Origin of the sequence: Mesorhizobium sp. C120A (assembly GCF_030323105.1) — a bacterium.
Classification (GTDB): domain Bacteria; phylum Pseudomonadota; class Alphaproteobacteria; order Rhizobiales; family Rhizobiaceae; genus Mesorhizobium.
Map to the genome: position 1 here is coordinate 5,840,443 of NZ_CP100476.1, position 21,197 is coordinate 5,861,639.

Annotated in this window: 16 protein-coding genes and 1 pseudogene; 7 read left to right on the plus strand and 10 right to left on the minus strand. The window is 62.1% G+C overall.

Annotated features, from left to right (window positions below):
* Positions 1-46: 46 nt before the first annotated feature.
* Positions 47-2,017, minus strand: a complete 1,971-nt coding sequence (locus NL532_RS28585; protein WP_023827905.1) for an acetoacetate--CoA ligase — start codon at positions 2,015-2,017, stop codon at positions 47-49.
* Positions 2,018-2,380: 363 nt separating this feature from the next.
* Between NL532_RS28585 and NL532_RS28590 the strand changes: the two are divergent.
* Positions 2,381-4,233: pseudogene (locus tag NL532_RS28590) on the plus strand (AsmA family protein).
* Positions 4,234-4,275: 42 nt separating this feature from the next.
* On the opposite strand, the gene NL532_RS28595 reads toward NL532_RS28590, so the two are convergent.
* From NL532_RS28595 to NL532_RS28625, 7 genes are all read right to left on the minus strand, one after another.
* On the minus strand, positions 4,276-5,094 hold the full coding sequence (locus NL532_RS28595; protein WP_023681869.1) for an ABC transporter permease: 819 nt from the start codon (positions 5,092-5,094) through the stop codon (positions 4,276-4,278).
* A complete protein-coding gene (locus tag NL532_RS28600) occupies positions 5,091-6,056 on the minus strand; it encodes an ABC transporter permease subunit (protein WP_031196135.1) in 966 nt (321 codons plus the stop codon). Before NL532_RS28600 ends, NL532_RS28595 begins: the two co-directional genes overlap by 4 nt.
* A gap of 9 nt (positions 6,057-6,065) precedes the next feature.
* The gene (locus NL532_RS28605) at positions 6,066-7,205 is read right to left on the minus strand and encodes an ABC transporter ATP-binding protein (RefSeq protein ID WP_023697298.1); all 1,140 of its coding nucleotides are present in this window, start codon (positions 7,203-7,205) and stop codon (positions 6,066-6,068) included.
* Positions 7,206-7,288: 83 nt separating this feature from the next.
* The gene (locus tag NL532_RS28610) at positions 7,289-8,386 is read right to left on the minus strand and encodes a polyamine ABC transporter substrate-binding protein (protein ID WP_023753889.1); all 1,098 of its coding nucleotides are present in this window, start codon (positions 8,384-8,386) and stop codon (positions 7,289-7,291) included.
* 425 nt (positions 8,387-8,811) lie between these two features.
* Positions 8,812-9,765: a DMT family transporter gene (locus NL532_RS28615; protein ID WP_023729069.1), complete on the minus strand. Its 954-nt coding sequence runs from the start codon at positions 9,763-9,765 to the stop codon at positions 8,812-8,814.
* Between the two features lie 161 nt (positions 9,766-9,926).
* Complete coding sequence (locus tag NL532_RS28620) at positions 9,927-10,826, minus strand: DUF2167 domain-containing protein (RefSeq protein WP_031244436.1); 900 nt, start codon at positions 10,824-10,826, stop codon at positions 9,927-9,929.
* A gap of 149 nt (positions 10,827-10,975) precedes the next feature.
* Positions 10,976-12,403: a helix-turn-helix domain-containing protein gene (locus NL532_RS28625; protein WP_023753888.1), complete on the minus strand. Its 1,428-nt coding sequence runs from the start codon at positions 12,401-12,403 to the stop codon at positions 10,976-10,978.
* Between the two features lie 248 nt (positions 12,404-12,651).
* On the opposite strand from NL532_RS28625, the gene aceA reads away from it, so the two are divergent.
* The 3 genes from aceA (at position 12,652) to NL532_RS28640 (ending at position 14,974) form a co-directional block, all read left to right on the plus strand.
* Positions 12,652-13,941 carry an isocitrate lyase gene (gene aceA / locus NL532_RS28630; protein WP_023753887.1) on the plus strand — a complete coding sequence of 430 codons (1,290 nt, stop codon included), beginning with the start codon at positions 12,652-12,654 and terminating at the stop codon, positions 13,939-13,941.
* 52 nt (positions 13,942-13,993) lie between these two features.
* Positions 13,994-14,236 (plus strand): SMc00767 family acetate metabolism repressor, encoded by a 243-nt coding sequence (locus tag NL532_RS28635; RefSeq protein ID WP_023669318.1) that lies wholly within the window; start codon positions 13,994-13,996, stop codon positions 14,234-14,236.
* 276 nt (positions 14,237-14,512) lie between these two features.
* Positions 14,513-14,974: a response regulator gene (locus NL532_RS28640; protein WP_023669317.1), complete on the plus strand. Its 462-nt coding sequence runs from the start codon at positions 14,513-14,515 to the stop codon at positions 14,972-14,974.
* 30 nt (positions 14,975-15,004) lie between these two features.
* Here the strand turns inward: NL532_RS28640 and NL532_RS28645 are convergent, their stop codons facing one another.
* Positions 15,005-15,712 (minus strand): HAD family hydrolase, encoded by a 708-nt coding sequence (locus tag NL532_RS28645; RefSeq protein WP_023753886.1) that lies wholly within the window; start codon positions 15,710-15,712, stop codon positions 15,005-15,007.
* 147 nt (positions 15,713-15,859) lie between these two features.
* On the opposite strand from NL532_RS28645, the gene NL532_RS28650 reads away from it, so the two are divergent.
* The 3 genes from NL532_RS28650 (at position 15,860) to NL532_RS28660 (ending at position 19,824) form a co-directional block, all read left to right on the plus strand.
* Positions 15,860-17,296 (plus strand): glutamine synthetase family protein, encoded by a 1,437-nt coding sequence (locus NL532_RS28650; protein ID WP_023669313.1) that lies wholly within the window; start codon positions 15,860-15,862, stop codon positions 17,294-17,296.
* Positions 17,297-17,416: 120 nt separating this feature from the next.
* Positions 17,417-18,703 carry an NAD(P)/FAD-dependent oxidoreductase gene (locus tag NL532_RS28655; protein WP_023701812.1) on the plus strand — a complete coding sequence of 429 codons (1,287 nt, stop codon included), beginning with the start codon at positions 17,417-17,419 and terminating at the stop codon, positions 18,701-18,703.
* 275 nt (positions 18,704-18,978) lie between these two features.
* Positions 18,979-19,824 carry an SH3 domain-containing protein gene (locus NL532_RS28660; protein WP_023697306.1) on the plus strand — a complete coding sequence of 282 codons (846 nt, stop codon included), beginning with the start codon at positions 18,979-18,981 and terminating at the stop codon, positions 19,822-19,824.
* 22 nt (positions 19,825-19,846) lie between these two features.
* Here the strand turns inward: NL532_RS28660 and NL532_RS28665 are convergent, their stop codons facing one another.
* A complete protein-coding gene (locus tag NL532_RS28665; RefSeq protein ID WP_023701813.1) occupies positions 19,847-21,142 on the minus strand; it encodes a Mur ligase family protein in 1,296 nt (431 codons plus the stop codon).
* Positions 21,143-21,197 lie beyond the last annotated feature (55 nt).

Sequence of the window (21,197 nt, forward strand, 5' to 3'; positions counted from 1 at the left end):
TCTAGGTAAATTCGACCGACATATCTGGTTAACCATCCCGGCCGCGTCACTCAGCCAGCTGCGGCAGGTTCCTGAACAGCTCCAGCGCCTCTGGATTGGCCAACGCTTCCTTGTTCTTGATGGCGCGGCCATGCACCACGTCGCGCACTGCAAGCTCGGTGATCTTGCCCGATTTGGTGCGCGGAATGTCGCTGACGGCGACGATCCTTGCCGGCACGTGGCGCGGGCTGGCGCCGCTGCGGATCTTGGAACGAATGCGCTTTTCCAGATCCTCGTCCAGCGTCACGCCGGCGGCCAGCCGCACGAACAGCACGACGCGCACGTCATTGTCGAAATCCTGGCCGATGCACAGCGCCTCAAGGATTTCCGGCATCTGTTCGACCTGATTGTAGATCTCCGCCGTGCCGATGCGCACACCGCCCGGATTGAGCGTCGCGTCGGAACGGCCGTGGATGATCATGCCGCCATGCGCGGTCCATTCGGCGAAGTCGCCGTGGCACCAGACATTGTCGAAGCGCTCGAAATAGGCCGCATGGTATTTCTTGCCCTCAGGATCGTTCCAGAAGCCGATCGGCATCGACGGAAACGCCTTGGTGCAAACCAGCTCACCCTTTTGCTCGCGGATCGGCTTGCCGTCATCGTCCCATACATCGACAGCAAGGCCGAGGCCGGGACCCTGGATCTCGCCGGTCCAGACCGGTTGCGTCGGTACGCCGAGCACGAAACAGGAGACGATGTCGGTGCCGCCGGAAACCGAGGCCAGATGTACGTCCTTCTTGATGCCGTCAAAGACGAAGCGGAAATCCTCCGGCGACAACGGTGAGCCGGTCGAGGAAATCGCCCGCACACTCGACAGATCATGGCTGCGGATAGGCTTGAGCCCGGCCTTGCGCACGGAATCGATGAATTTGGCCGAGGTGCCGAAAAAGGTCATCTTCTCGGCATCGGCGAAGCTGAACAGCACATTGCCGTCGGGGTGGAAGGGTGAGCCGTCATAGAGCAGCAGCGTGGCGCCCGAGGCCAGGCCCGACACCAGCCAGTTCCACATCATCCAGCCGCAGGTGGTGAAGTAGAAGAAGCGGTCGCCTTCGACGAGCCCGGCATGCAGCCGGTGTTCCTTGACGTGCTGGACCAGCGTGCCGCCGGCCGAATGGACGATGCATTTGGGAATGCCGGTGGTACCTGACGAAAACAGGATGTAGAGCGGATGCGCGAACGGCAGCCGCTCGAACGTGACCGCTTTGGCGGTAAAGGGTGACAGCGCCTCTTCGAGCGCCACGGCCTTGTCGATGATCGCTGCGATATCGCGCGAGGTACCGAGATAGTCGACGATCAGGACCTTGCGGACGGTTTCGAGCTTCGCCGCAACGGCAGCGATCTTGTCGGCTACCTCGATTGCCTTGCCATTGTACCAATAGCCGTCCGGCGCAATGAATATGACCGGCTCGATCTGGCCGAAACGGTCGAGCACGCCCTGCTCGCCGAAATCGGGGGAACAGGACGACCAGACCGCGCCTATGGAGGCGGCCGCCAGCATGGCGGCGACGGTTTCCGGCATGTTGGGCATCATCGCCGCGATGCGGTCGCCCTTTTTCACCTTGAGCGACAGGAAAAGCTGCTGAAAGCGCGAGGTCAGCTGGTGCAGTTCGCTCCACGACAGCCGCCGCTCGATCTTGTCCTCGCCGCGAAAGACAATCGCGTCGCCGGAACCGGTCTTCTTCAGCAGGTTCTCGGCGAAGTTCAGCGTCGCTTCGGGAAAGAACGATGCGCCGGGCATCTTGTCGCCATCGACGAGCACGGGCTCGCCCGCATCGGTCCCTTTGTCGCCGACAATGCCGCAAAAGTCCCACAGCAGGCTCCAGAAGCCCTCGCGATCCTCGACCGACCAGCGGTGCAGTTCGGCGTAGGAGGCGAAGGATGTGCCGCTTTTGGCCGCTGCTGCCTTCATGAACGCGGTCAGTGGTGCTGCGTCGATCTGGTCTTGCGTCGGAGTCCAGAGCGGTGCTTCGGCAGCCATGATCGATCCTCCTTGAAGCCCGTCGCGTCGCAAGATAGATATGCTTTTGTTTGATGCACGTCGTTGTCCCGGAACCGCTGCACTCTTCCGGGCGACATGCACTAGCCTCAGCTTTACAGGCGCCGCTGTCCCAAAAACGCCGCGCCTCGTAACAGGCTGAAGCTGCATCGCTTATGCCTACCACCGTGCGGCAGAGCAAGATTTTGTTCCGCTAAACTCGGCCATATGTGCGCAATTGCCATCGCCGGGCCATAAAGACTTGAAATGCCTCAGCCCTAAGTCGTAGTGACGGCTGGAAGGCGTGGTGACGACTGGCGGTTACACCCGTCAGGCGTTTATCGGAATGAAAGCAACCGGGGCAATATGCCATCACCTTTGATCCGGCGCGGAATATGGGCGATCGGCGTTGCCGTGCTCGTCATCGCGCTGGTCGTCGCCGCTCTGCCGCTGTTTGCCTCGACCCGGATCGTGCGCGATCGCATCGCCTGGGAGATGAGCGCGTGGAGCGGTTTCAGGGTCACCATCGCCGGTTCGCCGCGCATCGAGGTGTGGCCGAAGTTCCGCGCCATATTGAGCGACGTCACGCTGTCCCAGTGGACCGAGACCGACGCGCCGCCGGTGATCGAGGCCGAACGGGTCGAGGTCGACCTTTCGGCCATGGCGGCGCTGCAGGGCGATGTGGTGTTTTCGACGGCGCGGCTGGTGCGGCCGACGATCCGGGTCCAGCGCGCCGCAAACGGCATATTCCTGCCCGCCATACCAACGGGCGGACGCATCACCCGCTCCATCGACACGGCGCGCGGCGTGGTCAACGCCGATCCGACGAAGCCGGATCTGAGCAAGCTGCCCGCCGATCCGTTCGGCACCGTGGAATTCAGGGACGGCCGCATGGTCGCCTCCGTCGGCGGCAAGGACGTCGAATTGCTGACCAGCCTGTCCGGCCAGGCGAGCTGGGCAGCGATGAACAGCAACGCGACCTTGTCGGCGACCGGAATCTGGCGCGGCGAGAGCGTCACCGTCGATGCCGCCTCGCCCAAGCCGCTGGTGCTGTTTGCCGGCGGCGCCGCACCGGTCACGTTTTCGTTCAAGGCAGCGCCGGCCAGCTTCTCGTTCGACGGCACGGCCAGCATGTCGCAAAACGCCTATTTCGATGGCCAGGCGAAATTCGCCGCGCCGTCGCTGCGGCGCGTGCTGGAATGGTCGCAGGCCGGCATTGCTCCTGGTACGGCGATCGGTTCGGTCTCGATTTCGAGCAAGATCACGGCGACCGCCGGCCGCGTCAAATTCGAAAACACCGCGGTGACGCTCGACAACAACCCGGGAATGGGGGCGCTGGATTTTTCGTTCGGCGACGCCTTGCCGGTAATATCAGGCACACTCGCCTTCGATACGCTCGACCTCAGGTCGCTGTTTTCGGCCTTCACGCCGCTGGCGCCGACCGGCGAGACCGGTCCCGGCGAAATCGACACCAGCTTCGCCGACCGGATCAATCTCGATCTGAGGCTGTCAGCGGCGCATGCCTCGGCCGGCGCAATCCAGCTTGCCGACGTCGCCGCCACGGCGCAGGTGAAGAACGGGCTTGCCGTCTTCGATATCTCCGATGCGTCGGCCTTTGGCGGCAACGTGCAAAGCAGCCTGCGTTTCGACCGCAAACCGGAGGGCTCGCAGGTCGAGATCCGGCTGCTCGCCTCCGACATTGACGGCGCCGCTTTCGGCACCGCGGCCGGAATGACGCGGCTGGTGCCGGCCAGCACCGGCACTGTCTCGGTCATTCTCAAAGGGCCGGGCAAATCCTGGGACTCGATCTTCGAGAACGCGGACGGCTCGGTCTCTGCGACGTTCGGGCCTGGCGCGCTGAGCGGGCTCAATTTGCCGGCATTTCTGAAGCACACGGAACAGGGCGGCTTCTTCGCGCTCGACGACGTCTCGGACGGGACACTGCCGATGGACGGCGCCGAGCTCAAGGCCACCATCTCGAAGGGTGTGGCAAGGCTGGACAAGGCCGAGGCCAATTCGGCGAAATACAAGGTCTGGCTGTCCGGCATCGCCTCTTACGGCGGACGCGGGCTGGCGCTTTCGGGGGTGTCACCCAGGCCGACCCGGCAGCGGCACCGGTCAATGGCCAGCAGGGATCCAACCAGTCGTCATTCTTCGTCGGCGGCACCTGGAGCACGCCGTTCATCTCGCCGATCAGCCGCGGCGTCTCAGGCGAATAGGCGGACCCTTACCGGGATCGCCCTATCCCTCGTTTGACGCAATCAACCGCGCTGCGCGGCCTGTTCGTCGAGCTGGCGCTGCACCTCACGCCGCTTGTTGGCGACCGAAGCGATGATGACGCCTACCGCCACGACGGCGATCAGGATGGTGCAGGCGGCGTTGATTTCCGGCGTCACGCCGAGCCGCACCTGGCTGTAGATCTTCATCGGCAGCGTGGTGGCGCCAGGCCCGGAGGTGAAGGAGGCGATGACCAGATCGTCAAGCGACAGGGTGAAGGCCAGCATCCAGCCGGAGACGATGGCCGGCATGATGACCGGCAGCGTGATCTGAAAGAAGGTCTTTACCGGCGTTGCGCCGAGGTCCAAGGCAGCTTCTTCCAGCGAACGATCGAACGACACCAGGCGCGACTGCACGACGACAGCCACGAAGCACATGGTCAAGGTGATGTGAGCAAGCGTCACGGTCAGGAAGCCACGGTCGAGACCGACGGCAACGAACAGCAGCAACAGCGACAGGCCGGTGATGACTTCCGGCATGACCAGCGGCGCAAACACCATGCCGGAAAACAGGATGCGGCCCCTGAAGCGGGTGTAGCGGGTCAAGGTCAGCGCTGCCAGCGTGCCGAGCACGGTTGCCACCGTGGCGGAGATGACCCCCACACGCGCCGTCACCCAGGTGGCGTCCATCAGCCCCTGATTGTGGAACAGTGAGACATACCATTTGGTCGAGAAGCCGCCCCAGACGGTAACCAGCTTCGACTCGTTGAAGGAGAAGACGATGAGCAGCACGATCGGCAGATAGAGAAAGGCAAAGCCCAGCACGACCGAGGTGACGTTGAAGCGGCTCCAGGTGGCGTTCATTTGTCTTGCTCCTGGGCGCGTGCCTGAGCCTGCTGGAAGAGCATGATCGGCACGATCAGGAGCAGCAGCAGGATGACGGCGACGGCCGACGACACCGGCCAGTCACGGTTGGCGAAGAATTCATTCCACAAGGTCTTGCCGATCATCAGCGTCTGCGAGCCGCCGAGCAGATCGGGAATGACGAACTCGCCAACCGCTGGAATGAACACCAGCAGGCAGCCGGCGATGACCCCGGGCAGCGACAGCGGGAAGGTGATCTTCCAGAAGGCTGATGTCGGCGGGCAGCCGAGATCCTTTGCCGCCTCGATCAGCGAATAATCCATCTTTTCCAGCGAGGAATAGAGCGGCAGCACCATGAATGGCAGGTAGGAATAGACGATGCCGATGAAGATCGCCGTGTAAGTGTTGAGGATGATCAGTGGCTGATTGATGATGTGCAGCGACAACAGCAGCTGATTGAGCAGACCCTCGGGCTTGAGGATGCCGATCCAGGCATAGACGCGGATCAGGAACGACGTCCAGAACGGCAGGATCACCAGCATCAGCAAGGTCGGACGGATCGTCGCCGGCGCGCGGGCCATGCCGTAGGCGATCGGGAAGCCGACGAGCAAGGTCAGGATCGTCGAGACTGCAGCGATGATAACGCTGGTCACGTAGGCTTTGAAGTAGAGCGCGTCCTGCGTTAGCCAGACATAATTGTCGAAGCTGAGTTCGCGGAAGCGGACAAAGAACCCGGACATGCCGTCCCTGAAATCGAGCGCCGGCGTGTAGGGCGGCATGGCGATCGCCGACTGCGACAGCGAAATCTTGAAGACGATGATGAACGGGATGAAGAAGAAGAACAGCAGCCAGAGATAAGGCACGATGATGACGAGCCGGCTGACGAAGCCGGCGCCGAGCCGTGTCAGAAACGGTTTGGCCGCTGTCGATGGGCCGGTGCCGGTGATGGCGATGTTGGACATGGCCGCCCCCTACCGTGTCAGCACGACGCCGGCATCCGGCCGGAAGGAGACCCAGGCGCGGTCGTTCCAGGTCAGCGGGTCCTCGGTGACTCGCGCCGCGTTGAGCGCGCTTGCCCTGATGATCTGGCCGTCATCCAGCCGGATGTGGTAGACGGTCATGTCGCCGAGATAGGCAACGTCGTAGACCTCGCCCTCAAGCGCATTGACTGCGTCGGCCGGTTTCTTCGACGACACCTTGATCTTCTCCGGCCTGATGGCGAAGACGATGTCGGAACCGGCCTTTGTATCGGTGCTGTTTTCGACGACGATCTGGGCCCCTGTCGCGCCGGTAATGCGCGTGGTGTTTGCCGCACGCTCGGCGACCTTGCCTTCGAACATGTTCACATTGCCGACGAAGTGGGCAACGAAGCGTGAGCTCGGCGCCTCATAGACTTCCGCCGGCGTCGCCACCTGCATCACCTCGCCCTTGTCGATGATGGCGATGCGGTCGGCCATGGTCATCGCCTCTTCCTGGTCGTGGGTGACGACGACGAAGGTAAGGCCGAGATTTTGCTGCAGGTCCATCAGCTCGAACTGCGTTTCCTCGCGCAGCTTCTTGTCGAGCGCGCCGAGCGGCTCATCGAGCAGCAAGACTTTTGGCCGCTTGGCAACCGAGCGGGCGAGCGCGACGCGCTGGCGCTGGCCGCCCGACAATTGGTGCGGCTTGCGCTTGGCGAACTGCTCTAGCTTCACCAGCTTCAGCATCTCGGCGACGCGCTTTTCGATATCCGGTCCCGGCATGCCTTCCTGCTTGAGGCCGAAGGCAATGTTCTTTTCCACGCTCATATGCGGGAACAGCGCATAGGACTGGAACATCATGTTGACCGGGCGGCGGTAGGGCGGGATGCCGCGCAAGTCCTGGCCGTCGAGAAGGATACGGCCGGCGGTGGGCTCCTCGAAGCCGGCAAGCATCCGCAGCAACGTCGACTTTCCGCAGCCCGACGCGCCGAGCAGGGCGAAGAACTCGCGCTCGAAAATGGTCAGCGACAGATTGTTGACGGCGGTGAAGTCACCGAACTTCTTGGTGACGTTCTCGAATTGGATATATGGCTTGGCGTTCGGGTCGTTCCATGGCGCGAAATCCCTGCGGATGCTGCCAAGCGATTTCATGTCCCACTCCGTCCTATTTTTTTGCTTCTTGCCCCAGAGAAGAATGGTCCCGGCAGGTGGCTGCCGGGACCATGTCGCATTGCTTACTGGCCGGTGACGATCTTGGTCCAGCTGCGCGTGATCAGGCGCTGGGTCTTGGGATCGTAGGGCTGGACCGTATAGAGCTTTTTCAAGGTCTCGGCGTCCGGATAGACCGCCGGATCATCCAGCAGCGCCTTGTCGACGAACTGCTGCGAAGCCTTGTTGCCGTTGGCATACAGCACATAGTTGGACGACTTGGCGATCACTTCCGGCTTCATCATGTAGTTGAGAAATTCGAGTGCCTCAGCGGCATGCGGCGCATCGGCGGGAATCGCCATCTGGTCGAACCACATCTGGGCGCCTTCCTTGGGCACGGAATAGCCGATCTCGACGCCTTGCTTGGCCTCGACCCCGCGGTTGCGTGCCTGGAAGACGTCACCCGACCAGCCGACCGCCAGGCAGATGTCGCCGTTGGCGAGCGCGTTGATGTATTCGGACGAATGGAATTTGCGGATATACGGCCGCACCTTCAGCAACGTCTCCTCGGCCTTTGCGATGTCGTCAGGTGAGGTGCTGTTCGGATCGAGGCCGAGATATTTGAGCGCCGCTGGGATGATGTCGGCCGGCGAGTCCAGCACATAGACGCCGCAATCCTTCAGCTTGGCCAGGCTGTCGGGATTGAAGAAAATATCCCAGCTGTCGATCTTGTCGGTGCCGAGTGCAGCCTGCACCTTCTTGATGTTGTAGCCGATGCCGACCGTGCCCCACATGTAGTTGATCGAATATTCGTTGCCCGGATCGTATTTGGCGGTGCGCTCCGAAACCGTGTCCCACATGTTGGAAATGTTGGGCAGCTTCGACTTGTCGAGCTTCTGGAACACGCCGGCCTGGATCTGGCGGGCCAGGAAGTTGCCGCTGGGCACGACGACGTCATAGCCGCTGCCGCCGGCAAGCAGCTTGGTTTCGAGGATTTCATTGGAATCGAAGGTGTCGTAGACGACCTTGATGCCGGTCTCCTTAGTGAAGTCGTCGATGATCGAACTGTCGATGTAATCCGACCAGTTGAAGACGTTGACGACGCGATCCTCGGCATGGCCGCCAACGGCGAAAAGCGTCAGAAATGCCGAGGTTGCCGAAAGCCAGAGCGCTTTGCGGATCATGCTGTTCTCCTTTGATGAGTGTTCCTTCGCCAAGTCGTCGCTGTTCGAGCGCGATTGGGCATTTGCTTCAGAGTATTGAGCTTTCCGGGCAGCCACAAGCATGAACTGCCAGCGCCGTCCGGGCGGTTCGACGAGCGGCAGATGATGGCTCTGTGTGCCCGCATGGCGGGCGCGCTGACGCCGTCAGAGGCTTTCGCCGCGGCGCTGGCAGGGATACGACGCTGTGGTCCGGTCTTGGTCCGACCGGCGGGGACACTTGGCAAGATAAGCCTGTCTTGTTGTTGCCGTGCCCCAGCCTGCCCGTGCCGCAGCAAGGTTGTCAATGGCCCGCGCGGGGAAGCTCGGTCAATAGGGCGTGCGGCTTCGCTAATTGGGGAAAGACGGGCGTAATTAGGGAAGACGGGCTCAACCAAGGGAAAGGCGGGTCAATTAGGGGATGGCAGGCCAGTGGTCCCCGGCCGTGCAGGCCTCGCCTGGCGCTTGAATTCAAGCGCGATATGGACGAGCAGCGCGGCGACCACCACCGCGCCGCCGATGATGGTGCGCACCGAGGGCACCTCGCCATGAACGAGCCAGACCCAGATCGGTCCGAGGATCGGCTCGAACGTGCCGAGGAGTGCTGCGATCGCCGCCGGAACCAGCCTCGCGCCGGTGGCGAAGAAGGCAAGGCCCAGGCCGAGATTGATGACGCCGAAGGCAAACAGGAAAGCCATGTCGTGGGTCGACGTGGCAAACTGCGTGGCTTGCGATGCGGCGAAAGCCGCTGCCAGCATCGTGCCGAGGCACGTCGCCGGCGTCATGCGCACATGGGCGAAGCGCCGGGTGATGACGGTGGCGATCGAGAACATGACGGCGATCAGCAGCGACAGCCCGTCGCCGATGGGCGATACGGCGCCGTCGAGCGATTCCGACACCATGATGGCGACGCCGGCGATGACGGCGGCGATCGCCACCCAGGTCGCGACGGCGACGCGTTCGCGAAACAGCACCCAGGCAAGCAATGCCGCCAGCAGCGGCACACCGGCCTGCATCAACAGGATATTGGCAACGGTGGTGTAGGCGAGCGCGACAACGAAGCACGTCGACGCCGTGGCGAAACAGACGGCCACGGCAAGGCCGGGCAGGCCCATGTCGCGAAACAGCCGCAACATGCCGCGCCAGCCGTCGCGCCAGGCCATGAAGCAAATCAGGAACACAGCCGCCCACAGCGAGCGCCAGAACACCACCGTCCAACTGTCAGCGGTGTCGATGAAGCGGGCGATGGTGCCGCCAAAGCTCCACATCAGCGCCGACAGGAACACCAGCAGCAAGCCGACCCGCTCTTCGCGCGGCGAGACGATCGGCGGTGCGGCGATTGGAGAAGATGCGGTATCGGTCATGGGGTGCGACTGTCGGCTATCTCGGGGTGGCATGATGCACAATGGACGACAGAAACGTGCCGTATTCGCCTAGCGCATAGGCTACCGCCGGACGTGACCCAGCCCGGCATTCCCTTTGGCGCACCGCCAACCGGCAGCCATACGGGCAAACACCGCCGTTTCTAGGACATGCCCTTGTTGCCGCGGATAAAGCGCCAGAGACCGGCCAACGGTACCAGCAGCAGAATGCCGAACTTTTTCAGGGCGATGAGCGCGACTGCAATCAGGCCGGCCTTTGCCGCGAGTTTTCCGGCGATGAGGCCGCCAATGCCAACCGCGGCGACCGTGTCGGTGCCTGGCAGAAAATCGGTGTATTTCTTGCCGGTGTTGAAGTCCGCCACGCCCAGCACTTCGTCCAGGCTCTGCTTGATCTCCGGCAATTGTTCGACCGTAGCGATGTAGCTCATCACGAAGACGCCTTCCCGGCCGAGGAAACGGACGTCGTAATTGAGCGTGTGGACGGTATCGTCTCCGAACTGCAGTTCCTTGGCCCAGTGCAGCCGCTTGTGGACGAAATCATAGACCGGCGGCGAGGCCCAGCCGATCAGCTTGATCGGGGGAAAGCCGTCCTTCACCCGCTGATCGTTGGCCGACAATGTGTCCGCCTGCATGCTGCTCAGCAATTCGGTGTAGTCGATGGATGCGGCGTCGGCGTCATCGACATGGCCGATCTTTTCATAGCGCAATTCGATGCCCCAACCGTTGCCGGCGATGGGCTCGTACTTGGCCGGGAAGATCATGCCGATTGCTTCGGACGCGGTATCAGGCGGATTGCCCCAGGCCTCGGTCAGGACGGACGTCGCGTCCTTCTTGCCCAGAAAATAGAACTTGTCCTTGAGATCGAGATGGATGCCTTCGGGAAGGTCGACCGCGCCGGTCTTTGGATCGATTTTGTCCAGGAATGCCTTGCCGTCGTCACTATACTGTTGATAGTCCTTGAAGAATTCCGAGGATTTTTCTGCCAGAACAGGCCCCGCCAAAAGGGCAAGCGCCACGCCAAGCCACAAAGCTTTCCTGTTCATAAGCCGTCCCCCCTTGGCTGCCCTGCAGCTCACCTTCGATAGCGCAGCGCCGATGCTTAATCAATATTTGGTTCGGCGATGGTTCGGGCCGCGCTCTATTGCTTAGCGCAAACAGCTGCGGTCTTCCGCGACCTCCTGCCCGAGAAGCATCACTGGAAATCGAAGGCGCTCAGGCCCGTCGCCATCTCGTCCAGGCCCAGCGGACGGGTCACCGGCGGCTCGGCGCGGGCGAGGCAGCCGATGCGTTCGCACAGCCGGCAAGCGGGACCGACCGGCGTGGCGGCGCCCTGTCCGGCCTTTGCCAGCAGCCCGGCGCCATAGACGATCTCGTCGCGAAAGCCGATATCGCAGCCCAACAGCAGCGCGGTGCGGCGCGGACGCTCGGAGAACGAACCCTGCGGCCCTTCGAGCGTGCGTGCGATGCAGAGGAACTCGGCGCCGTCGGGCATTTCCACCGCCTCCACCAGGATTTGGCCAGGCGAAGCGAAAGCGGCATGGACCGGCAGTTTCGGGCAGCCGCCGCCAAAGCGGCTTTGCGGAAAGCCCTGGCCGCCGGCCTTGCGGAAGCGGTTGCCGGCATTGTCGACCTCGAGCATGAAGAACGGGACCCCGGACAAGCCAGGACGCTGCAGCATGGTCAGGCGGTTCGCCGCCTGTTCGAAGGAGACGCCGAAACGCGAGCGCAGCACATCGATATCGTAACGAGCCCGCACGGCGGCGGCATGAAAGGCCTGATAGGGCATCATCAAGGCATTGGCGGCGTAGCGGCCGAACTCGAAGCGGGCGAGCCGGCGGGCTTCGTCCGTACCGAGCTTCAGCGCCTGAATTTCGCCGGCGATCGCGACCGTCATGCGGATCAGGCAGGCCTCCATGGCGACTTCGCGCAACTGGTCGAACGGCGACAGCCGCTCCGATAGAAAAAGACGCTGCGAATGACGGTCATAACGGCGGCGCCAGTTCGGCATGGTGGCGACCGGCAGCACCTTGACGACGATGCCATACTCGCGCTTCAGCCACGCCTTCAGCGCGCCGAACAGATCGTCGCCGGGGTCGAGCACCGAGGTGAAGGCCTCGGCCTCTTCCTCCAGTGCTGCAAAATGGTTCGGCCGGCGCTCGAAAATCTCGTGCACTTCGTCGATCGGCAGCCGCGCACCGGACAGCGCCGTGGCGCGGCCCTCGCGCGCCAGAAGCTCGTTGAGATCGGACAGCCGCTCGGCCTGCTCGCGGTAAGCGCGAAACAGTTTTATCATCGCAGCCGATGCGTTGGGGGCTGCCTCGGCCAGTTCGATCAGTTCCTGGTCGCCCGGCAGCTCACCGGCAAGCAGCGGGTCGCCGAACACTTCCTTCAAGGCCGAGATCGACCCTCTCGCCTCACCCTGCAATTCATGCGGGTCGACCTTGTAGACAGAGGCCAGCTTCAGGATCAGTTGCACCGTCAGCGGCCGCTGGTTGCGCTCGATCAGGTTGAGATAGGACGGCGAGATGCCGAGCCCCTCGGCCATCGCCGTCTGGGTCAGGCCTCTGGCGATGCGGATGCGGCGGATGCGCGGCCCGGCGAATATCTTCTGGTCGGCCATCGGCTTTCCTTGACAGGAATTTACACGACTTGCGAGCGATGAACGGCGCACCATCTTTTACAATCATGACAGATTTACAGCGATAAGCAGTCAAACACAACACAGGTTTTCTCTTATTTTCTACCAGAAATAGCGGTTTCCCTCGCTCTCGTCGCGGCGCAATGTAAATGATGTCACACACAGACGACGCACACTATCCAGGGCGCGGCGTTTCAAGACACTGGCATCGGATTGATCTGGAGTGACCAATGACTGATTTTTACAATCTTGTCCCATCCGCACCCGAAGGCCGCTTCGACAGCATCGAACGAGCCTATTCGCCGGACGATGTGAAGCGGCTGCGCGGGTCGGTCCAGATACGCCAGAGTCTTGCCGAAATGGGCGCCAACCGGCTGTGGAAGCTCATCCACGAGGAAGACTTCGTCAATGCACTCGGCGCCATGTCGGGCAACCAGGCGATGCAGCAGGTGCGTGCCGGGCTGAAGGCAATCTATCTCTCGGGCTGGCAAGTCGCCGCCGACGCCAACACCGCGTCGGCCATGTATCCGGACCAGTCGCTCTATCCCGCCAATGCGGCGCCCGAACTGGTCAAGCGCATCAACCGCACGCTGCAGCGCGCCGATCAGATCGAGACCTCGGAAGGCAACGGCCTGTCGGTCGACACCTGGTTCGCGCCGATCGTCGCCGATGCCGAGGCCGGCTTCGGCGGACCGCTCAACGCCTTCGAGATCATGAAGGCGTTCATCGAGGCCGGCGCTGCCGGCGTCCACTATGAGGACCAGCTGGCCTCTGAGAAGAAGTGCGGCCATCTCGGCGGCAAAGTGCTGATCCCGACCGCCGCGCATATCCGCAACCTCAACGCGGCGCGTCTGGCGGCCGACGTGATGGGCACGCCGACGCTAGTCGTGGCACGCACCGATGCGGAAGCGGCAAAGCTTCTGACCTCCGACATTGACGAGCGCGACCAGCCTTTCGTCGACTACGATGCCGGCCGCACGGTTGAAGGCTTCTACCAGGTCAGGAACGGCATCGAACCGTGCATCGCGCGCGCCATTGCCTATGCGCCGCATGCCGACCTGATCTGGTGCGAAACATCCAAGCCCGATCTGGCGCAGGCCAAGAAATTCGCCGAAGGCGTGCGCAGGCATCATCCGGGCAAGCTGCTCGCCTATAATTGCTCGCCGTCGTTCAACTGGAAGAAGAACCTCGACGACGCGACGATCGCCAAGTTCCAGCGCGAGCTCGGCGCCATGGGCTACAAGTTCCAGTTCATCACATTGGCCGGGTTCCACCAGCTCAATTTCGGCATGTTCGAGCTGGCCCGCGGCTACAAGGCGCGGCAGATGGCCGCCTATTCCGAGTTGCAGGAAGCCGAGTTCGCGGCCGAAGTCCACGGCTACACCGCGACCAAGCACCAGCGCGAGGTCGGCACCGGCTATTTCGACGCCGTGTCGATGGCAATCAGCGGCGGCCAGTCGTCGACCACCGCCATGCATGAATCGACCGAGCACGTCCAGTTCAAGCCGGCAGCGGAATGAACCGATCGACATAACCAACAGAGGAAACGCCCGAAGGGCAAGGGAGAAGAAAATGGCATCCATAAGCCGCGTCAAGGAACGTGCAGAAGAGCAGTCCACAACGATGAGTGTCGACCAACAGGCGACCATCCGCATGCTGGCCAACGACCTGCACAGGCTCAATCAATCGGTGATGAAGGCAGTCGAGGCCGGCGTCTCGGTGGAACTGGTGCGCTCGGCCCGGCATCATGGCGGCGACGGCAATTGGGGCGACCTGCTGATCCCGGTGATCGTCACGCAGAAGAGTCACGGCTGATCTTCCCTTACGGAAGCTTTGTGCTTGTGGAACCTATGGGCCCCGCCGCTCACTGGCCGATTTCAACGTCACCCGCGAGTTTTCAGCGCGGGTGACTTTCGCTTTTGAGCGTGAACTTAACTACAGTTCGAAAACAGAACTTGTCTCCGGGGTTTAATATTTCCGGCTATATTTCGCAGGTCCGTCATTTCAGCTTGACATGGCGGGCGATCTCACGCCAATTGGCTCTCGGATTTCAACCCTGCATTGAAGCAGCGCCGAGTGCCCGCCCCGCCCATGTGCCCTGTGAACCGCGAGACCGACACCGCCAAACATCTGAATTCGTCAAGCAGGGACGCGAACTCCGAGATATCAACGGATTTCTCCCACGTGCTGGTCGTTGGAAAATCGCCGATCAACCGGGTGGTGGTGTCGAAGATCGTCGAGAAGTCCGGACTGAAGCCGATCTCCGAGTCGCCCGAGATGGCGGCCAAGACATTGCGAACCCTCATTCCGGGCGCCGTCGTTCTCGATGGCGGCCCCGACAACGAGGACTGCCGCGCGCTGATGGCGGCCATCGACGCCTTGCGGCGGACATCTGGGCGGTCGCTCCCCAAGGTGATCCTGCTTTCAACCAAGACCGGCACGCCCGACAGCCTGGGTCTGTCGAGCGTGGTCGATGTGGTGGTAACCAAGCCGATCACCACCGAAAGGCTGCAGCCGGTGGTCGACCGGCTGATCAGTCTCGGGCGCGGCTGATCGCAATCCGCCCGAACGCGTGTGGGGCGGTCAGCCTTCCTTGCCGATGCTCTCGATCAAAGCCGGCAGTTCGCCAAGATCGACAAGCTGACGAAAACGCGGTGCCTCGACCGGCGGCTCGACGTGTTCGAGCACCCAGGTCAGCTCGTGCGGCACATACACACCCCAGCTGCCGGCCTCGATGGCCGGCACCACGTCCGACTTGAGCGAATTGCCGACCATCATGCTGGTCTGCGGGCTGCCGTGACGGCCAAAGATCCTGGCATAGGTGGCGGCGCTCTTGTCGCTGACGATCTCGACGGCATCGAACAGGTCGCCAAGGCCGGACGCCGCCAGCTTGCGCTCCTGGTCGAACAGATCGCCCTTGGTGATCAGCACCAGATGGTAGGCGCCGGCGAGCTTTTCGACTGTCTCGCGCGCATGCGGCAGCGCCTCGACAGGATGGCCGAGCATGTAGCGGCCGGCGGCAAGGATTTCGGCGATCGTCGAGGCCGGCACACGGCCATCGGTCACTTCTATCGCCGTTTCGATCATCGACAAGGTAAAGCCCTTGATGCCGAAGCCGTAGACGGCAAGGTTGCGCTTCTCGGCCTCCAGCAGCCGTGCCGAAATGTGCTCGGCCTCGCCATGGTCGGCGAGCAGGGTTGCAAAATGCTTCTCGGTCAGGCGGAAGAACTGTTCGTTCTGCCATAGGGTATCGTCGGCGTCGAAGCCGATAGTGGTCAATTTGCCTGGCATACGGTGTCTTCTGCTGCTCGATCTGCGGGAGGTTGACCCTAATCTGCGTGGCGCGATTTTCAACCAGGAAGGCGAAGACAGGCAGCTCCCCTTCCCTTCCATCACCGGCAACGGCTATACTCCCAAATCCGCAACCCAAACTGGTGAATGATGCCGCCTGCGAAAAAGGAAGTCCGTCCGTCGACCCGCGGAGGACGCGTCCGAACGCCTGCCTTCGTGAAAAATCAACGCGGCGTGAAGAACTGGAAGGAAGTCAGCGCCTGGCTGGAATGGCGCGGCATCGAAGACATAGAATGCATCACGCCTGATCAGGCTGGCGTCGCGCGCGGCAAGATGATGCCGTCGAAGAAATTCACTTCCAACACCTCGCTGGCGCTGCCATCGGCAGTGTTCATGACGACGATTTCGGGCGGCTATCCCGAGGACGGCAACGGTTTCCACTATCCGGAGGATGATGGCGACCTGAAGCTGATGCCGGATCTGTCGACGTTGACCGTCGTGCCCTGGGAAGAAGACCCGACGGCCGCCGTCATCTGCGACCTCGTCCATCAGGATGGCCGTTCGGTCGAGTTCACGCCGCGCAACGTCCTGAAGCGCGTGGTAGCAGCCTATGACAAGCGCGGGCTGAAGCCGGTGGTGGCGCCCGAGATCGAATTCTATCTGGTGCGCAAGAACCCCGACCCGGATTATCCGCTGACCCCACCCGTCGGGCGTTCCGGACGGGCAATCGGCGGCGGCGCCGGCTATTCGATCGCCGGCGTCAACGAGTTCGACGAACTGATCGACGACATCTACCATTTCTCCGAAAGCCAGGGCCTGGAGATCGACACGCTGATCCACGAGGAAGGCGCCGGCCAGCTCGAGATCAATCTGCGTCACGGCGATCCGGTCGAGCTCGCCGATCAGGTGTTCATGTTCAAACGCACCATTCGCGAGGCAGCGCTGAAGCATGAGATCTATGCCACCTTCATGGCCAAGCCGATCCAGGGCCAGCCAGGTTCTGCCATGCACATCCACCAGTCGATCATCGACAAGAAGACCGGGCTGAATATCTTTTCGGCGAAGGACGGCTCGGAAACCGACGACTTCTTCCATTTCATCGGCGGCATGCAGAAGCATGTGCCGAACGCACTGGTGATGTTTGCTCCCTACGTCAATTCCTACCGCCGGCTGACGCAGTCGGCCTCGGCGCCGGTCAACAACAAATGGGGCTATGACAACCGCACCACGGCGTTCCGCGTGCCGCGCTCGGATCCGGCGGCGCGGCGTGTCGAAAACCGCATCCCGTCTTCCGACGCCAACCCCTATCTGGCGCTGGCGGCCTCACTTGCCTGCGGGCTGATCGGCATCACCAACAAGATCAAGGCCGAGCCTCCGGTGCTGACCACCGCAAACGCCGATGAGATCGACCTGCCACGCGGCCTGCTCGAAGCCGTCGACCTTTTCGAAGGCGACGAGGAACTATGCGCTCTTCTGGGCAAGTCCTTCGCCGCAACCTATGCAGCGATCAAGCGGGCGGAGTTCGAGACCTTCATGGAAGTGATCAGCCCGTGGGAGCGGGAGTATCTGTTGCTCAACGTGTGAGCGGCGACTTCGTCGTGTGAATGGTGAATAGTGAATGGTGAGTAGTTTCATATTGGATGGATGAGCGCAGACGTCGTGCGTCTCGCAGCCATTCACCATTCACCATTGGCTGGTGTCCCCATGCCTTACCAATCACCTATCTCCCCCGGTCGCTCCTGGTACGAAGACACAGCCGGACCACGCCCTGAGTACCCTGCCCTGGACGGCGACCGCAGCTGCGACGTCGTCGTCGTCGGCGGTGGCTTCACCGGGCTGTCGGCGGCCGCTCATTTGGCGAAGGCGGGAGCCGACGTCGTTCTGATCGAAGCGCATCGCTTCGGCGACGGCGCTTCAGGGCGCAATGGCGGCCAGCTCGGCACGGGCCAGCGCGCCTGGGCCGAAGAGATGGAGGCCGAATACGGCTTCTCCCGCGCCAAGGCGCTGTTCGACCTTGCCGAAGAGGCGAAAGCGCACCTGCTCGAATTCGCCGCCGTCAACCAGATCGACATCGACTATATGCCGGGCCAGTTGTCCGTGGCGCACAAGCCGCGTTATCTCGACGACTACAAGGCACATGCCGAGATCATGGCCGGCCGCTTCAATTATCCGCACATCGCCTTCATGGATGCCAGGGAAACGGCCGAACGGCTGGGCTCCACACGCTACTTCGGCGGCACCCGCGACACCGGCACCGGACACATCCACCCGATGAAGCTGGTGATCGGCACGGCAAAGGTCGCGGCAGCGGCCGGCGCGCACCTGTTCGAGCAGACACTATCGACCGGTGTTACCTCCAGCGGCGGTAAGGTCAGGGTGACGACTTCGAGAGGAATCATCACCGCCCAGAAATGCCTGATCGGTGTAAATGCCTATGGCGGCACGCTCGAGCCGGTGAGTGCCGCGCACATCATGCCCATCGGTTCGTTCATCGGCGCGACGGTGCCGCTGGGCGTCGATTCGAAAGTGCTGCCGGGCGGCGAGGCGGTCGACGATTCGCGTTTCGTCGTGCGTTATTTCCGCAAATCCAGGGATGGAAGGCTGCTGTTCGGCGGGCGCGAGGTCTATGGCGTCAACGATCCGAAGGACATCCATGTCCATATCCGCCGGCAGATAGCCGAGCTTTATCCGGAACTGAGCGATGTCGAGATCACCCATGGCTGGGGCGGCTATGTCGGCATCACCATGCCCAGGAAACCGTTCGTGCGCGAGGTGATGCCCAATGTGATCTCGGCCGGAGGCTATTCCGGCCACGGCGTGATGCTGTCGAACTTCTTCGGCAAGCTCTATGCCCAGACCGTCGCCGGCAACCGCGACAGACTGAAGCTGATCGAGGACCTGAACATCCCGGCTTTTCCCGGCGGCCGGCGATTTAGAACGCCATTATTGTTCTTGGCACTGAACTGGTTTGCCCTGAGGGACCGAATATAGAGAAAGTATCTCATATCGGCCGTGGCTGGTACTGAGCTGATTCTATTGAGCTGTTGGTTGCCGCAGCGAGACGTTGCAGAATCCTTAACAAGAGCGCACAATTCCCCTGAGGGCGCACTGATGCCACAATCAAGGGCAAAGGATGCCGGTTCTGGGCGATTGAACGGGGATTTCTGCGGGCCTGCCCGCTTTGTTGTTGGGACCGATGCCGATCGAATGCCGGGCTGCCGGCGCCGATCGAAAGAACACCGGCTCATCTTTTGGAGGTGGCAAGAGTGAACGAGCCCTTCAGTTTCGGCGCGCCGGAACGTCGGCGCTTCGCCATGCAATTCGGCTATGACATGCGGCCCTCCTTCTGGCAGGGGGTGCGCACGAATTCGCATCTGGTGATCGCCGCGGTCGGCACCGCAGCGCTGCTTGGCGTGGCGGGCATAGCGCTTTGGCTGGCGTTGCCGGCCAGCGACCGGCAAGCGATCGCCAGCACACAGCAGAACGTTCCGACTTTTCCGGTCAAGACGACCAAGATTGCCCCGGTCGCGGCCACGGCTGCCGCGGTAGCGGCGCCACAAGCCGCGCGCAAGGGCGATGCGGTTTCATCGACGGTCGCTGCCGGTGGGGCTGCCATGCCGCCGCTGTCGGCGAACGATCCGCGCTGGACTGCGGCGCAATCCAACAGCGACCCTGCCGCGACGCCATCCGATCAGGCGCCTGCCGAGCAGGCTGCCGCCAAACCGTCTGATGCCGCGGCATTCGAAGAACCGGCGGCGCAGAGCGACGCCACGACGCAGCTGTCAAAGGTCGCTGCTCCCGCCAATGACGACGACGCCGAGACCGCCGCCATACCGACGCCAAAACCGCAACTTCCAAACGAGCAATCTTCCGCCGCAACGGACGATACCCAGGCCAAGGCCAAGCCACAGAAGGTGGCTGCTGCCGCCGGCACCGGACGCATCCTCAGGGCGGTGACAATGCGCAGCGGTCCGCAGAAAAACGCCGCCGCCATGGGGACCGTGCCCGCCAAGTCGTCGGTGCAGGTGATGAGTTGCAAGAAATGGTGCCAGATCGTCTACAACGGCAAGCGCGGCTGGATCTACAAGAGCTACATCAAGACCGGGGATTGAGACGCAAGCCGCCAAATTCTGGTCAGCCGCCGAGCAGCCATCTGAAACGGTGTCTTCTGCGAGCAAGTTTGCGCTTCGCCAGGAAATCCCTCTGTTCCTCGAACGGCACCTCGTAGAGGCCGCACATTTGGCAGCTTTCCGACTTGCGGCATATCGGGACCCAGCATTTGACGTCGTGTGTCCAGGCGAGCGCGATCCTTTCCAGATGAAGGTTGGACGAACTTTTCAGCAGAATCAGTTCTCCTGGGACTGCCGTCCGTTTGATATGATCCGAAACTTCCTTGGCAGTGCGAAGCTCAATGAAACGGCCGCTGTCGCGGTCGGCCTGGCTGGCGCGCGAGCGATGCGCATTGTCGCCGGTATAAATGACCTCATCGGCGATTTCGCGCGCGATGTTGTAGGCGGCGCCGTATTTCCTCGACGAGCCGGCGTAGTCGGATATCTGCCCCAGCACAATGCGCTTGCGAGCACCCTTGGCCTTTGCAATCATCTCCAGAGCAATGTTGAGCGAATGCCAGGGCGCTTTGGCCGTATCGACCAGGAATTTCGGACCCGCGGATACCTCTTGCACCGTAGAGCGGTTGGGCAGTGGTGCAAACGATGCCGTTCTCGCTACGACTTGCTCTGGCGGGACGCCAAGTTCCAAGGCGGCGGCAACAGCCGCTGCAGTCGGTAGCCAGAATTGCTCGCCGGGAAAAGGCGCTTGAATATTCAGGCTGCCATCGCGCCAATGAAGGGTGAACCGCAGCAATTCCGGATACGCGGCATGCACGTCACTCACGCGGTAGTCTGCCTCGCCGGACTGGCCGAAGGTCGCAATCCGGCATTTCGCGCCAGACGCCATGCCGATCACCAGTGGGTCATCGCAATTGAGAACCGCAAGTCCATCAGGTTGGAGTGCCCCGACCAGCGCCCGCTTCTCTCCCGCCACAGCTTCCAGAGTCTTGAACTTGCCGAAATGCTCCAGACGGATCATCGTAACCACCGCCACACTCGGCTTCAGCATCTGCGCCATGGCGCTGATCGTGCCGAAGTCGGAAGCGCCGGCTTCGAAAACGACGTAATCGACTTTGCCGGCCTTCCTCAGGCGCTTGTAAAGCGTTCGGATGAGCGCAGGCATTGTATTGGCCTGGGCCTGTAGATGCACCTTGCCTTGGGCGGCCAGTATGTGTGCAAGCAGGCTGGTGGATGTGGATTTGCCGGAGCTGCCGGTGATGCCGATGAACGTCGCCTTGTTACGCGCCCGCACCCAGCGCGCCTGCAGCCGTCGCAGCGCCCAGCCCAAGTCCTTGCGAATTTTCAGCAATTCCAGTTTCACACCCCGCCAGCTTTTAGCCCAGCCTAATATGCGTCGTGCCAAGTTCCAGAGTCAA

Coding starts and splice junctions, on each gene's coding strand:
- NL532_RS28650 (WP_023669313.1), top strand. CDS start 15,860: ATGATGCCGCCTGCGAAAAAGGAAGTCCGTCCGTCGACCCGCGGAGGA.
- aceA (WP_023753887.1), top strand. CDS start 12,652: ATGACTGATTTTTACAATCTTGTCCCATCCGCACCCGAAGGCCGCTTC.
- NL532_RS28635 (WP_023669318.1), top strand. CDS start 13,994: ATGGCATCCATAAGCCGCGTCAAGGAACGTGCAGAAGAGCAGTCCACA.
- NL532_RS28605 (WP_023697298.1), bottom strand. CDS start 7,205: ATGAAATCGCTTGGCAGCATCCGCAGGGATTTCGCGCCATGGAACGAC.
- NL532_RS28595 (WP_023681869.1), bottom strand. CDS start 5,094: ATGAACGCCACCTGGAGCCGCTTCAACGTCACCTCGGTCGTGCTGGGC.
- NL532_RS28640 (WP_023669317.1), top strand. CDS start 14,513: ATGTGCCCTGTGAACCGCGAGACCGACACCGCCAAACATCTGAATTCG.
- NL532_RS28585 (WP_023827905.1), bottom strand. CDS start 2,017: ATGGCTGCCGAAGCACCGCTCTGGACTCCGACGCAAGACCAGATCGAC.
- NL532_RS28620 (WP_031244436.1), bottom strand. CDS start 10,826: ATGAACAGGAAAGCTTTGTGGCTTGGCGTGGCGCTTGCCCTTTTGGCG.
- NL532_RS28655 (WP_023701812.1), top strand. CDS start 17,417: ATGCCTTACCAATCACCTATCTCCCCCGGTCGCTCCTGGTACGAAGAC.
- NL532_RS28645 (WP_023753886.1), bottom strand. CDS start 15,712: ATGCCAGGCAAATTGACCACTATCGGCTTCGACGCCGACGATACCCTA.
- NL532_RS28625 (WP_023753888.1), bottom strand. CDS start 12,403: ATGGCCGACCAGAAGATATTCGCCGGGCCGCGCATCCGCCGCATCCGC.
- NL532_RS28600 (WP_031196135.1), bottom strand. CDS start 6,056: ATGTCCAACATCGCCATCACCGGCACCGGCCCATCGACAGCGGCCAAA.
- NL532_RS28615 (WP_023729069.1), bottom strand. CDS start 9,765: ATGACCGATACCGCATCTTCTCCAATCGCCGCACCGCCGATCGTCTCG.
- NL532_RS28610 (WP_023753889.1), bottom strand. CDS start 8,386: ATGATCCGCAAAGCGCTCTGGCTTTCGGCAACCTCGGCATTTCTGACG.